Origin of the sequence: Candidatus Caccoplasma merdavium (genome assembly GCA_018715595.1) — a bacterium.
GTDB lineage: Bacteria > Bacteroidota > Bacteroidia > Bacteroidales > UBA11471 > Caccoplasma > Caccoplasma merdavium.
The window spans coordinates 67,123-81,531 of record DVLI01000007.1 but is presented as its reverse complement, the minus strand read 5'-3'; the positions used below and the strand labels follow the sequence as shown (position 1 = coordinate 81,531).

Sequence of the window (14,409 nt, the reverse complement as noted above, 5' to 3'; positions counted from 1 at the left end):
CCATTTCATCATCATATTGACAACGTCCGAAAACAGGCCGGAGACATTTCCCGGCCTGTTTTTGTTTTTCAAACGGAACACGGAGCGTTATTGCTGGGTAGCAAAAGATTCGAGCAACTTGGTGAGGTTGCTGACAAACATACGCACCGAAATGGCCAGCAGGATGACGCCGAACAATTTACGCAGCACATAGACAAACGCCTTGCCGAAGATTTTCTCGACCAAGAAGGCATAGCGCAACACGAGGTAGACGATGATGATGTTCAGCACCAACGCGATGAGAATATCGGGCAAGCTATACAGGGCGCGCAACGACAGCAAGGCCGTGAAAGAGCCGGCTCCGGCAATGAGCGGGAAAACGATGGGAACCAGCGTAGCCGACCCGCCGGGGCCGTCGTTATGAAAAATCTCGACCCCGAATATCATCTCGATGGCCATCACAAATATCACCAGCGAACCGGCAACGGCAAAGGAAGAGATGTCGACCTGGAAAAGTTGCAGAATCGCATTTCCCGCAAAAAGGAAGGCCACGAAGGTGATCAGGGAATAAATGGCGGCCTTGGCGGGGGAGATTTTCAATCCCTTGTTTTGGTAATCGATAAAGACAGGCAGCAGGCCGGTCACATCGATGACGGCGAAGAGTACGACAAAGGCACTGACAATCTCCTGCAAATCGAAATAAAATGACGTGTTTTCCATAACAGAAAGAATCATGGTTAAGGTTAAAGCGGTCATAATCCGTATCGACCACAAAGTTAAGAAAAAAGAAAGAACACAATTCTTTCTAAACAAAGAATTTGATTTTATGTTTATTCGTTAGAGATTTGGATAATTCTTGTTATTTTTGAATGACTAAACGAAAAAACTCATGGACAGCATGTATGACGTATTGCTGCAACTCCCGCTCTTTCAGGGAGTAAGCCGCGCAAAAATGTCGGAAATCATAGAAAAGACCCGCTTCCATTTCTTAAAATACCAGGACAATGAAATCATTGCCCGCCGAGGCGAGGAGTGCACGCACATGAAATTTATCGTATCGGGTAGCGCCCGGGCGGAGTTAAAAAACATCAATGGGAAAATACGCGTCACCGAAACCCTGCATGCCCCCAACATTCTCTACCCCAACCACCTCTTCGGTCGCAACACCACCTATCCCAGCGAAGTGACCGCCAAAGAAAACTGCGGCATCATGCAAATCGACAAACAGGCTTTCGTCACGCTCATACAGCAAAGTCCCATCTTCATCATCAACCTGCTGAACATTCTCTCTCGCCACTCGCAAAAGAGCCTCGAAACATTCCTGGCCCTGTCGTCGGGCAGCGTAAAAGAGCGCCTGGCATTCTGGATTCTGAGTTTCACCCAGCGCAGCGCCACCGATGTGCAGATTATCTGCAAGCTCAAAGACCTGTACACCTTCTTCGGCGTACAGCGTTCGGTCTTCATGACGGCCCTCAACGAATTATGCGACGAAGGCATCATAACCTACTCTTCGCAGGGCATCGAGTTGCTCAACCGCCACAAACTGAACGAAATCCTCTCGACCGACACAGACGATTAACCCCTCGCCACCCGGCACCTGCGGCCATGCCACAAGCATAATAAAACAAAAGGAAGGGGGCTCCTCGGGAGCCCCCTTCCTTTTGTTTTCAACGATTGACAATCGCGCGTTGTTCCTATTTCAGTTTGGCCAAAGCCTCTTTGATACGACGCATAGCCTCTTTGAGGTTTTCATCGGAAGTGGCATACGAGAAACGCAGGCACTCGGGGGCACAGAAGGCAGCACCACCCACAGTGGCCACATGGCCTTCTTCGAGGAGGTACATGGCCAAGTCGGCCGAATTGGCAATGACCTTGTCACCGAACTTCTTTCCGTAATAATACGATACGTCGGGGAAGAGATAGAAGGCGCCATGGGGTACATTGACCTTGAAACCGGGTATCTGACGAGCCAGCTCGACCACCAGGTCGCGACGGCGCTCAAATGCCCGGCGCATCTCTTCTACACAACTTTGGTCGCCCGTAAACGCTGCCACCGAAGCCTTTTGGGCTATGGAGCTGGGGCCCGACGTGTACTGGCTCTGCAATTTGTTGCATGCCTTGGCCAGCCACAGGGGGGCGGCGATGAAACCGATACGCCAACCGGTCATGGCATAAGCCTTGGACACACCGTTGATAATGGCTACCCGATCACGCACATTCTCGAACTGGGCGATACTCTGGTGACCGCCGATGTAATTGATATGCTCATAGATTTCATCGGCCAAGATGATGATTTGGGGATATTTGGCCAGAACGTCGGCCAATGCCTTCAATTCCTCGCGCGAATATACGCTACCGGTAGGATTCGACGGCGAGCAGAGAATAATGGCCTTTGTTTTGGGCGTAATGGCGGCTTCGAGCTGGGCCGGCGTTATCTTGAAATCGGTGTCGATGCTCGAAGGCACCACGATGCTCTTGCCCTCGGCCAGTTTCACCATCTCGACATAGCTCACCCAGCAGGGTGCCGGAATGATGACCTCATCGCCGGGGTTGACGACACAGAGTATGGCGTTGCATATCGACTGTTTGGCTCCGTTGGAAACGACAATCTGCTCGGGAGTGAAATCGAGGTGATTTTCATTTTTGAGCTTCGAACAGATGGCTTTGCGCAAATCCATGTAACCGGGCACCGGCGAATAGAACGAGAAATTGTCGTCGATGGCCTTTTTGGCTGCGGCTTTGATGTGGTCGGGGGTAAAGAAATCGGGCTCACCCACGCTCAGGTTGATAATATCGATGCCTTGCGCTTTTAGTTCGTTGCTCTTTTGCGACATAGCCAGAGTCTCCGACGGAGAAAGGCTTGCCAAACGATCTGATACTGGATTCATCTTTCTAAGTTTTTGTATTGTTCGAGATTGCAAATATACAAAGATTATTCGTTATATAAAGAATTTTATTCCCGTTTCGTATCGCTCGCGACAAAAAGAGAGCCGCCTAGACTATTTGACAACAATTTGTCACTCACCGAAAAGAAATGTCTTCATGCCGGGCGTCATGGCCACCGCTGTCGTCGCCGTATCGACGGCATAGATCAGGTAGGCTTCCATTCCGGGGTGACGGGCGGCAATTTCGAGACTCTTCTCGACACCCAGCACCATAAACGCCGTGGCATAGGCATCGGCCGTCATGCAATCCGAGGCCAGCACAGTGGCGCTCAACAGGCTATGTTGCACGGGGTAACCCGTGGCCGGATTGATGGTGTGGGCGACCCGATGGCCGTCGACGATGCGGAAGTTGCGATAATTGCCCGAGGTGGCCAGGGCGGCATCATCGAGCAGCACGACCGCCTCGATTTGCCCGCCGGCAACATTCGACTCGTCGGGGGTGTCAATCCCCACCCGCCAGGCTTCTCCACGGCTGTTGCGCCCACGGGCGGCAATTTCTCCGCCGATCTCGACCAGGTAATTCTCGACCCCTTTCCCGCGCAGGAACGAAGCGACCACATCGACAGCATAGCCTTTGGCTATGGCCGAGAAATTGAGCGTCATGCGGGGGTCGTCCTTGTAAAGGCGCCCGTCGACGAGTTCCATACGCTCCATACCCACCAAGTGCCACAAGCTGTCAACGACCTCGGGTGTCACGGCGACACCGCTCTTGAAGCCGAAGCCCCATGCGTTGATGAGAGGTGAAACGGTAGGGTCGAACGCGCCTTCGGTATCGCGCCATATCTCCTTGGAACGGTCGAAGACCCGCTCAAACCATGCGTCGGCAACCACCGCCGTATCATTGCGGTTGAAGCGGGAGATAATCGAGGTGGGATTGAACGGCGAGAGTGAAGCATCGAAACGCCTCAATTCTTCCTCGATTTGCGACTGATAATCCTCATCGGATTGATAGGTAAAGTGGTAAATGGTATTGAACACCAGTCCTTCGTTGTGCCGATAGGACGAAGCCGCCGGGGCATCGCATTGCCGCCAAAGGGCAATGCCGGCAAAAACCAGCAGACACGCAACACAGGCCAACCAGCCTCTCTTGTTTCTCATACGCTTCTGTTTTTTCCGATCCCGGTGCAAGCACGTCGCTTCCCTCTCTGCATCGAAGGAGAAAAGCCTCCGTCACCCGGGAGAAAAGATACACGAGCAAAGATACAAAGAAGGCCGTGATTTCAAAATGTTTCACGGCCTTCTTTTTCCTATGACCCGAGATTGTCTTGTCGATTAGAAACGTCCATATCCACGAGGACCATATCCACCGGGGCCTTGCGGGCCGCCGCCTCCGCCATTGCCCCGGCCTCCGATGGTATTGAACTGGTAGGCAAAATAGAGCATGCAGTAGCTGCCTATGGCGTTGGTCTCCTGGTCTTGGATATAGGTACCGGTCACCGAACGGCTGATGTTGGTATTCTGTTGCAGAATGTCATAGACCTTGAACCGAATCGTGGCATTTTTCTTTTCGAGGAACGAGTAGGCAATGGAGGCATTCCAGATGACCTTGTGCTGGTTATACCCTTCGGCATAACCGGCGGTACCCCGGTAGCGGCAATCCGAGCCGATGGAAACACCACAGGGGAGGAACCAGTCTATCTCGGCCCGTGCACCGAAATCCATGGTCGTCTGGTTATTGTCGGTCTGCATGGTATTTGTCACATACGAGAGAGCATAGTTTCCGCCGATGCTGGCATTGAACAGTTCCGAAGAGTAGCGCAACGAGAGATTCTCGCGGATATTGGTATTGCGGGAAATGTTTTTCTCGCTGTTGGCATCGCGGTTCAAAGAGACAAAACCCACAGAATTGTCATAAGCCAAACGCGTGCTTGAATTGAAACTGAATTTTTTATTGCGTTTGAACGGCATGTTGTAGAAAGCCCACAACGATGCGTTCCATTCACCGTTGACATTGACAGGAGTGCGGGTGCGGCCTCCATCGGCATTATAGATGGTTTTCTCCACGATACCGTTCTGTGTGGCACGGGCATCGACTCCGATGGAGAACGACTGGTAGGTGTCGATGTTGTAGGAGTTATAACGCATCCAAACCCGGTGAGAGAACTCCGATTTCAACTCGGGATTACCAATATATATATTGAGAGGGTTGGTAATATCGGGTGTCGCCTGCAACTGGCGAGCCGATGGTTGCGAGGTACTGCCCCGGTAGTCGAACCTCAAATTCTTGTGCTTTGTAATGCGGTAACGCAGGCGGAAAGTCGGCGAGAAATTGAGGGCATACTGGGTAATGTCGTTCCCGGTATTCGCGCCGAAGAGGTAACGGGTTTCCCGTTTCTGGTGTTCGAGGTTGACGCCCACGTTGAAATTCATCTTGGTGTAGACACCGCGAATGGACACTTCACCGCGATGCGTCTTGTAGCGGCTGCGGGAAACGTTGCTGTAATTCTCGTCGGCCAACGGCATTCCGAGCGAATCGAGGTCGACAAAAAAGCCATCTTCATCGACATTGTAGGTATAGGCGTCGGAGTTGCTGTTGTTGTAGCGATATTGGTAGACGAAGTTGAGGTAGTAGTGGTCCGACAGCGGCTCCACATAAGTAACGCGCGCATTGTAGGAAGCTCCCGACTGAATGTTGTCGTCGTTTTGCAGGCGGGTAGAGTCGAGGATGCCGGTCCGGTAGAAATTCAAGACATCGTCAGTGTGTCCGTTCTCTTCATAACGGTTGGTGCTGTAATTGAAACTGAAACTGAACCGGCGGCGCGGGTCGCTCTTGAACGCCCGGCTGAAACTGAACCGTCCCGAGAAATTATACCCGTGCGCATCGCTCCAAGAATTGGTACGTTGGTCGTTGACGCTGTCGCGGTCGGCCAACTCTGCATCTCGATATCCGCCCATGGTTTCGGAATAACCGTTATTTTCAAAATGCGACTTATTGAATCCGAAGCGGGGCATAAACTCCAACCTCGTGAGAGTATCGATTTCCCAGCGCAAGCGCAAATTCACCCGGAAGTTATGACTGCGGTTGATGTTCTCGCCTTCGCGTTTGACAAATGACGAACTGTCGTTGGTGAGGAAATTCTGCTGCTCGCTGCGGCTCTTGTAATAACGGTCGTTACCCATATACCCCACATCTCCTCCGATGCGGAAAGTCTTCTCCTTATTTCCCACATTGAAATTTCCACCGACCATTCCTGCCGTTCCGGTTCCCCGGTTTCCACCGCTCATCATGCGGCTGCTGCCCGAGAACATCGAAGAGCCGAGGTCGCTGGCTCCTTGGTTATTGGTATTGTTGAGACTTCCAAGGAAAGAGTACTGGTTGTTGTCGATAAAGCGGTTGGCCATGGCATTGAGCTCATACATGCCTTTGAGATCATTCATCTCGGTACCGCCACCGGCTTGTCCCGTACCGAACCAACCCTGTTTCATGCCTTCTTTCACGGTGAGATTTATCACGGTCTCTTCTTCCCCGTCATCGACCCCCGAAAAACGGGCTTCATCGGATTTGCGGTCGACAACCTGGATTTTCTCCACCATGTTGGCCGGGAGGTTTTTCGAAGCCACTTTGGGGTCATCGGTAAAGAATTCCTCGCCATCGATAAGAATTTTTGTCACCTCTTTCCCTTGCACGGTAATTTTCCCGTCTTCATCGACCTCGACGCCGGGCAATTTCTTGAACATGTCTTCCACGACGGCATTGGGCTGCGTCTTGTAGGAGTCGGCATTGAACTCCAACGTATCTTCCTTGGCCACCACGGGAGGCACGACGGCCGTAACCACGGCTTCGCCCAAGAGTATGGCGTCAGGTTCCATCTGCATGGCTCCCAACGATGCCGAGGGCTGTACCCGCAACAGTTTTACCGGCTTATATATAGGCTTGTAACCCAAGAAAGAGACATTGACAAGATAATCGCCCCGTTTCAGGTTCTTGATGGTAAACTTTCCCATCTCATCGGTCATCGTCCCGGTGCCGTTTATCAACGAACTGTCGGCGGCCGAGAGCAATCGCACCGAGACGGCCACCATGGGGGCGTTTTTCTCGTCATACACCTGCCCCGCGATAAAATATTCCGACTGATTCGGGTCTTCGGCATCTGGGCCACCCCCTTCCATTCGCATGGGAGGACGTCCGGGAAATTGAGCGAAACTCGACACACTTATACAAAAGAGCAAGCCGAGAAGAAGATATTGTTTCATTTGTCTCGCGATTTCTTAAATGTTGTTTTCGATTTTTGTTGCTTTGACGTTTTAAACAGAAAAGGGTTTAATGGCGGAGGTTGTTTTTTGATGGGATTTAACAGATGGTAACACGCCGGCATTCCAAAGCGGTTCCGAGCACAGAATAAAATCACCTGCCCAGCGGCAAAACGGAGAGGCTCCCCGGGAGCCCATGTGTATATAATCGCTGCCGCATGGGAACCGCTCCATAGAGCATGCAAAGATACATCGGCCGGAGAAGAAAGAAAAGAGATGCAAAAAAAATTTTATCCTGCATATTTTATCGTATCTTTGCGGCGCCAAATAAAGACGTAGATGTTATGAAAGAGCTTTTCAAACTCCTGCTGCGGTTTGTCCCCCCCTACAAGAAATACCTGATTCTCAATATATTTTTCAACCTGCTTTCGACCCTGCTGAGCATCTTCTCGTTTATGTTGATTATCCCCATCTTGGAAATTCTCTTCAAGACGAGCGAAGCCACTTACTCTTTCATACCTTGGGGCGAAGGCGACTTGAAAGATGTCGTCATCAACAACTTCTACTGGCTGGTGTCGGAACAAATCAAGGTCCACGGCGCCATCTGGACTCTCATGCTGCTCGGCGTGTGGCTCATCGTCATGACTTTCGCCAAGACCATGACGAGCTACCTGAGCTCGGCCTGCATCATACCCCTACGCGGTGGCGTCGTCCGCGACATTCGCAACTTTGTCTACCGCAAAGTGGTGAGCCTGCCCATCGGCTTCTTCACCACCGAACGCAAGGGCGACATCATGTCGCGCATGACCGGCGACGTGGCCGAGGTCGAGAACTCCATCATGACCTCGCTCGACATGATATTCAAGAACCCCATCATGATTATCAGCTACCTCACCACCATGTTCATTCTCAGTTGGCAACTCACCCTCTTCGTCCTGGTGCTGCTGCCGCTGGCGGGATTTGTCATGGGCCGTGTGGGCAAATCGCTGAAACGCACCTCGCTCGACGCCCAACAGCAATGGGGCGGCCTGATGGCCCAAATCGAAGAGACGCTGGGCGGCTTGCGCATCATCAAAGCCTTCAATGCCGAGAACCGCATCTACCAACGGTTTTCATCGGCCAACAACCTCTTCTACCGCACGACCAACCGCATCGGACGCCGGCAGGCTCTCGCCCACCCGATGAGCGAATTCCTGGGTACCACGACCATCGCCATCGTGCTGTGGTTTGGCGGCGCCCTCATCTTGCGCGGCAACAGCGTCATCAACGCCGGAGAATTTATCTACTACCTCATCATCTTTTACAGCATCATCAACCCCGCCAAAGACCTCACCAAGGCCGCCTACACCATACAACGCGGATTGGCCGCCATGGAGCGTGTCGACAAAATCCTCTCGACCGAGAACCCCATCAAGAACCCCGAAAAGCCGGTAACCGACGTGGTCCTGAACAACGCCATCGAATACCGCAACGTATGGTTCAAGTACAACGAAGAGTGGGTTATCAAAGACGTGAACCTGACCATAAAGAAAGGGCAGACGGTAGCCCTCGTCGGCCAATCGGGCTCGGGAAAATCGACCATGGCCGACCTCCTGCCCCGCTTCTACGACGTCGACAAGGGGGGTATCTACATCGACGGCGTCAACATCAAGGACATGAAGGTATTCGACCTGCGCGCCATGATGGGCAATGTGAACCAAGAGGCCATACTGTTCAACGACACCTTCTACAACAACATCACCTTCGGAGTGAGCGACGCCACCCAGGAGGAGGTCGAGGAGGCTGCCCGCATCGCCAACGCACACGACTTCATCATGGCCACCGAGCAAGGTTACGACACCCCCATCGGCGACCGGGGCTGCCGGCTTTCGGGTGGCCAACGCCAACGCGTGAGCATCGCCCGCGCCATTCTCAAAAACCCGCCCATTCTCATTCTCGACGAGGCAACCTCGGCTCTCGACACCGAGTCGGAACGGCTCGTGCAGGAGGCCCTCGAAAACCTCATGAAAAACCGCACGACCTTAGTCATCGCCCACCGCCTGTCGACCATCAAAGATGCCGACCTCATCTGCGTGATGCAGGAGGGCCGAATCGTGGAGGCCGGCCGCCACGAAGAGCTGATTGCCCTCAACGGCTACTACAAACACCTGGTCGACATGCAACAATTCTGATGTTCGCCCGATGAAGAAGACCCGCCACACCCTGTCGCCCGGGGTCTGTTCACTGCGCTCCTCTTCCTTCTCTTGCCACACATAGGCAAGAGTGCATGGCGTTTGCCGGCCGCCTCTCTTTTCCAATTTTTACACGCGCCGACATGGCGTGCCACCTTTTACCTGCCGACGCAGAAGCAAGCCGGCGGGTTCATTCGACATGGAGCAATCATATTTATTCATCACCCAGACAATCAAATATATACAACATGGAAACTTTACAAAAAAACAACCATAAAAGCCCCTGTATCGCATCGAGAATGCTCTTTCAATGGCAAGAATCAATGTTCTGGTCTTAGCCGCCGCCTCATTTTATGCCGGCACATTCCGGGGCGAAAACTCGGTGGCCAACATGAGCCTATGTCGCTTCCGGTTTCTCAAAGAGCTCCCGCCCCGGTCACAGAGGCGACGAGTTCTTTTCTTTTATTCAAAAATATATAAATAAAGTTAACACAACAAATTACCGCCCCATTTGTACCACGTATCTGAGAAATTAGCTTTAACTTTGTAAACCTTTAATAGAGTGTGTAATATAATCTAAAAACAGGCATATTTCCTTTTACGTTATTTCCTCTATGAAAAAACTACTCATTCCCTGCTGTCTTTTGTTGTTGACAAATTGCGTAGACAACAAATATGACAAGGAAATCGACATGAACGTGACGATTGCCGAGAATGGAATATCAATTCCCATCGGAGAAACCGACAAATTCACATTGTCGAAACTCATCAGCACCGATGACAATTTGAAAATCAATGGCGACAGCGTTTATTACATTTCCGAATCGACCCGTTCCACAACCGAGTTTGCAGCCATACAGAGCGTCGCCATCGACCAAAGCAACGGTTTGGCTCCCAATATCGAACCGACGAAGATTTTACTTCCCGAAGAAGTCATTTCAGCGGTCGAAAATGGTATCAAATTCAACACTTCGATACCCCTCACTTTATCGGCCGACGTTCCGGTCGACCCATCGGAACTGAATATCTCGAAAGAAATCGAACGCATCGACACGATTCTCTTCGATGCTCCCAAAGAGGCCGTTCTCACCATCACCACCGAAATTTATGAAGAGCAAGGCCCGGCCAATTTCGCATTGCAACTCTCCGACATGACCATGTCGCTGCCCCACATGCTGATGCTCGCCCCCTCAGGCAACATCGGTGATGTCACGCTCGAAGACACCGACGACAACGGAAACCCGCTGGCCATCAGGGACCATGTCCTCTACATTCCCCAAAAGAACGCCGAAAAAGGAATATTCACGATCAGCGTCAAAATCTACGGATTGTGTGGTGGTGAAATCCGCCCCGACGGGACCAACGATTTCCTTCTCCTGCCCAGCAGCGAGGACGAAAACATACTCGACATCGTCAATAACAAATTCACGCTCGACGGAAACGCATCGGTAGAAATCGAGTTGAATGGAGCGGGAACAATCCTTGCCGCACAACCCCAAGTACGCACCGACTTCTCCATCGAAGAACTTGAAATAACCCGCATTGCCGGTATCATCGACGCTTCGGCCCACGAATCGTTCTCAATAGAAATCGGGTCGATGCCCGACTTCCTCGAAGGCAACGACATCACCCTCGACCTGTCCAACCCCTACATCAAGCTATGCGCCACCAACCCCATGGGTATTCCCGTAAAGACGCACCTCACTATCGACCCCAAAGACAGTAATGGCGAAAGTCTCAACGCCGAACCCATCACCGTCGACACCATCTACATGGCCCAAGCCACATACGATGCGACAAACCATGTAATGATTCCCAGCGAGAACAACATCTACATTTCTCAACGCGAGCCGACCACAAGTTGGGTCGACGCCGAGAAGAAAACATTCTGGCTCAACGACACCCTCTACACCTGGGCACAAGGCGACCTTCCCGCCCTGCTCAACAACAAGATACCCTCATCACTCGAAGCCACGGTTTCGGCCCAAACCGACAAAAATGTCGAACACATTGCACTGCTCAACAACCAGCCCAGTGAAGTCTCGGTCAGTTGCGACATCACCGTACCCATGGAGTTCGGTGAGAACTTCGCCATCAACTTCTCCGAGATTGAGGGCGGGCTCGACGACATATTCGCCGACTTCTCCATGCAAGAGGCCGCCATTATCGCCAGCTACACGACTACCCTCCCGCTGGACCTCGAATTTACCCTCGAACCACTGCAAAAGATTTCGGCCGAAGAATATCTGCAACTTCCCGCCGACGAGAGAGTCATCGATGATGAAGAGGACAACAATCCCGAATACTACCGCATCATCAAAGGCATCGACCTCGAAGTCCTCAACAGCGATGAAAACGGCAAGGGAATCATCGCCGGGGCAACCGACATGAGCCTCTACGACCCGACACCCTCAACCGGGAAAATCGTCATTCGACTCACCGAGAACAGCAACGGTGCCCTGAAATCGATCACTGACTTGCGATACCGCATCGATGGAAGCCTGAGTGAAGGTCTCGAAAGCGGGGCTCTGCGCAGCACACAATACCTGCAACTGAAACTCAGTGCAAGACTCGCAAAAATCGAAGTCGACCTCGACACATTATAACATCAGTACTGAATACACCTAAAACAAGACAACATGAAATCCTCCATAAAACAGATATTGACGACCGGGTTGTTCAGTTTCCTGATAGCCGGTGCGTCGGCCCAACCCCTGCAAAGCGCCTATTTTCTCGAACGTGCCCCCATGCGCCACCAGCTTAACCCCGCCTTGATTCCCGAAAGAGGTTATTTGGCCATACCCATGCTCGGAAACATCTCGTTCGGGACGTCGACCAATTTCGGATACAACACCTTTATCTATCCCTCCGACGGCGACAAACTCAACACCTTTCTCAGTTCCGAGGTATCGGCAGAAGAATTCGAGAAAAACATCAAAGACAAAAATGCCTTCAACATCAATGCCGACCTCTCGATTCTCTCATTCGGTTTCCACAAATGGAACGGATTCAACACTCTCGACGTGTCGCTGCACACACGCATGTCGATGGCAATCCCCGGCGACCTGTTCCGATTCCTGAAAAACGGTAGCGAAGGAGTCGTCACACAATATGACCTGAAAGATTTCTCGGCGACAGCCAACTCCTATGTCGAGATAGCCTTGGGACACTCCCACCGCATCAACGACCGACTGACGGTCGGTGCCAAGATCAAGGCTTTGCTGGGTGCCGCACAAGCCGATGCACACTTCGACAAGCTCACCCTTACCATGGCCGAAGACCAATGGAAAATCGAGAGCTACGGCGGAGCCGACCTTTCGGTAGGCGGAGCCAGCCTCGAAACCGACCCCGAAACCGGGGAAATCACCGGCTTCGATTTCGACACCGACGGATTGGGCCTTGCCGGCGGCGGTGTAGGGCTCGATTTGGGTGCCACCTACACTCCCGTCAAAAACCTCATCGTATCGGCGGCGATTACCAATATCGGATTTATATCGTGGAACAAGAACTTGCGCGGCGTCACGCCCGATGGTGAAATCATTTACGACGGGTTTACCGGAATCGGCAGCGATGATTACACCGATGAACTGGGAGAATCGAGAAATACGTTCGACGACCAAGTCGACGACTTGACCGACGACCTTGAAGCCCTTGCCAAATTCAACGAAGGAAAAGCTCCGTCAAAACGAAAGGTATGGCTTGCCCCCACTCTCACCGTAGGTGCTGAATATCAACTGCTCAGAAACCACATCTCGGTAGGTCTCCTCTCGACCACCCGTTTTTATGCCAACAACACCCAGACTTCACTCATGGGCAGCATCAACTTAAAACCGGTACGCTGGTTTATGTTGGGAATAAACGGAACCGTTTCGAACTTTGCCAACTCCTTCGGTGCCGTACTCAATTTCGGGCCGCTCTTCATCGGAGCCGACTTCTCCTCCCTGCGTGTAACGCCCGACTACATACCCATAGGTGAAATTGCCGCCAACTTCAATTTCGGCATCTCTATCCCGCTGGGTAAAGACCCCAAACTGAAAGAACAAAAGGTCTACAACAGCGTCCCCGAAAACATGTAACGCAACAACCAAGACCTGTATTCTTCCCATACCAACACAGCGACACCGCCTCAGGCGGTGTCGCTGTGTTTTTGCCTCTCGGCACGACAAAACCCAGCCCGAAGCTGTACACCGGAGGTCAAAGAAGGGATAACCGCCGAGACCCGGAGAAAATGTTCTCAACGCTAATGCGGGAACAATTGCGAAGGCCCCGTTGACGAGTAAACAAGGCAGGCGGAGAAGGTCGAAACGTTGCCGCAGGAAAAGGTTCTGCACGGCCGGGAAGGAGAAGTCCCGACGAGGCAGATGGCCCAGAGGCGAAGACAGGGTATCCCCCGCGAACCCTCTGAGTCGAAATGACTTCCGCAAAGAGAGAGTGTTTGCGGCACGACAACACGGCAAGGGAAAGGCAGGAAATACAAAACCCCGTTCTCTTTCGAAAACGGGGTCAGTATAGAGGGAACAGGGATAGCCTTATCCTCTTTTTTCCTTGATGCGGGCTTTCTTACCGGTCAAGTCACGCAAATAGTACAATTTGGCGCGACGAACTTTACCCACTTTATTTACGGTAATGCTGTCGATAAACGGCGATTCGATGGGGAAGATACGTTCCACACCCACGTTGTCCGACATTTTGCGCACCGTAAAACGCTTTTTCTCACCGCAACCCGAGATGCGAATAACAACACCGCGATACTGCTGTATACGCTCTTTGTTACCCTCTTTGATGCGGTAGGCCACCGTTACGGTATCACCACTCTTGAACGAGGGGTGTTGTTTGCCCGTAGCAAATGCCTCTTCTGCAACTTTAATCAAGTCCATTTTTAATAGCTATTTAAAATGTTTGTATTGAAACGTAATATAAACAGGTAACACTTTTCCCTGCCAGAGATTACGAAAAGCGGGGCAAAGTAACGATTTTTTTACGGGATAACAAAATGAAAACGTGTTTTTTCGCTCCTCCGTCCCATTTTCTGTCGCTTCAAGGCAAAACGGAGAGCGCCTAATAAATGTTAATCGTTACGAAGTATGACATTGGCGAGGCAAAGTTTCGTAATTTCGCTTATA

9 protein-coding genes are annotated in these 14,409 nt (G+C 51.8%); 4 read left to right on the top strand and 5 right to left on the bottom strand.

Annotated features, from left to right (window positions below; translation table 11 throughout):
* Positions 1 to 87: 87 nt before the first annotated feature.
* Positions 88 to 699, bottom strand: coding sequence for a MarC family protein (locus IAD09_01975; GenBank protein HIT81000.1), 612 nt, complete (start codon positions 697 to 699; stop codon positions 88 to 90).
* Between the two features lie 169 nt (positions 700 to 868).
* Here IAD09_01975 and IAD09_01970 point away from each other — a divergent pair, with 169 nt between their 5' ends.
* Positions 869 to 1,558, top strand: a complete 690-nt coding sequence (locus tag IAD09_01970; protein HIT80999.1) for a Crp/Fnr family transcriptional regulator — start codon at positions 869 to 871, stop codon at positions 1,556 to 1,558.
* A gap of 115 nt (positions 1,559 to 1,673) precedes the next feature.
* On the opposite strand, the gene IAD09_01965 is transcribed toward IAD09_01970, so the two are convergent.
* The 3 genes from IAD09_01965 to IAD09_01955 form a co-directional block, all read right to left on the bottom strand.
* A complete protein-coding gene (locus tag IAD09_01965) occupies positions 1,674 to 2,867 on the bottom strand; it encodes a pyridoxal phosphate-dependent aminotransferase (GenBank protein HIT80998.1) in 1,194 nt (397 codons plus the stop codon).
* A 129-nt stretch (positions 2,868 to 2,996) separates the two neighbouring features.
* Positions 2,997 to 4,022, bottom strand: coding sequence for an FAD:protein FMN transferase (locus tag IAD09_01960; GenBank protein ID HIT80997.1), 1,026 nt, complete (start codon positions 4,020 to 4,022; stop codon positions 2,997 to 2,999).
* Positions 4,023 to 4,196: 174 nt separating this feature from the next.
* Positions 4,197 to 7,118, bottom strand: coding sequence for a TonB-dependent receptor (locus tag IAD09_01955; protein ID HIT80996.1), 2,922 nt, complete (start codon positions 7,116 to 7,118; stop codon positions 4,197 to 4,199).
* A gap of 341 nt (positions 7,119 to 7,459) precedes the next feature.
* Here IAD09_01955 and IAD09_01950 point away from each other — a divergent pair, with 341 nt between their 5' ends.
* The 3 genes from IAD09_01950 to IAD09_01940 all read left to right on the top strand — a co-directional run bounded on the left by IAD09_01950 (position 7,460) and on the right by IAD09_01940 (position 13,362).
* Positions 7,460 to 9,286: an ABC transporter ATP-binding protein gene (locus IAD09_01950; protein HIT80995.1), complete on the top strand. Its 1,827-nt coding sequence runs from the start codon at positions 7,460 to 7,462 to the stop codon at positions 9,284 to 9,286.
* A 614-nt stretch (positions 9,287 to 9,900) separates the two neighbouring features.
* A complete protein-coding gene (locus IAD09_01945; protein HIT80994.1) occupies positions 9,901 to 11,892 on the top strand; it encodes a hypothetical protein in 1,992 nt (663 codons plus the stop codon).
* Positions 11,893 to 11,925: 33 nt separating this feature from the next.
* The gene (locus IAD09_01940; protein HIT80993.1) at positions 11,926 to 13,362 is read left to right on the top strand and encodes a hypothetical protein; all 1,437 of its coding nucleotides are present in this window, start codon (positions 11,926 to 11,928) and stop codon (positions 13,360 to 13,362) included.
* Between the two features lie 453 nt (positions 13,363 to 13,815).
* Here IAD09_01940 and rplS read toward each other — a convergent pair whose 3' ends face one another.
* The gene (gene rplS, locus IAD09_01935) at positions 13,816 to 14,163 is read right to left on the bottom strand and encodes a 50S ribosomal protein L19 (GenBank protein ID HIT80992.1); all 348 of its coding nucleotides are present in this window, start codon (positions 14,161 to 14,163) and stop codon (positions 13,816 to 13,818) included.
* Positions 14,164 to 14,409: the final 246 nt, after the last annotated feature.

Coding starts and splice junctions, on each gene's coding strand:
- IAD09_01975 (HIT81000.1), bottom strand. CDS start 699: ATGGAAAACACGTCATTTTATTTCGATTTGCAGGAGATTGTCAGTGCC.
- IAD09_01970 (HIT80999.1), top strand. CDS start 869: ATGGACAGCATGTATGACGTATTGCTGCAACTCCCGCTCTTTCAGGGA.
- IAD09_01965 (HIT80998.1), bottom strand. CDS start 2,867: ATGAATCCAGTATCAGATCGTTTGGCAAGCCTTTCTCCGTCGGAGACT.
- IAD09_01960 (HIT80997.1), bottom strand. CDS start 4,022: ATGAGAAACAAGAGAGGCTGGTTGGCCTGTGTTGCGTGTCTGCTGGTT.
- IAD09_01955 (HIT80996.1), bottom strand. CDS start 7,118: ATGAAACAATATCTTCTTCTCGGCTTGCTCTTTTGTATAAGTGTGTCG.
- IAD09_01950 (HIT80995.1), top strand. CDS start 7,460: ATGAAAGAGCTTTTCAAACTCCTGCTGCGGTTTGTCCCCCCCTACAAG.
- IAD09_01945 (HIT80994.1), top strand. CDS start 9,901: ATGAAAAAACTACTCATTCCCTGCTGTCTTTTGTTGTTGACAAATTGC.
- IAD09_01940 (HIT80993.1), top strand. CDS start 11,926: ATGAAATCCTCCATAAAACAGATATTGACGACCGGGTTGTTCAGTTTC.
- rplS (HIT80992.1), bottom strand. CDS start 14,163: ATGGACTTGATTAAAGTTGCAGAAGAGGCATTTGCTACGGGCAAACAA.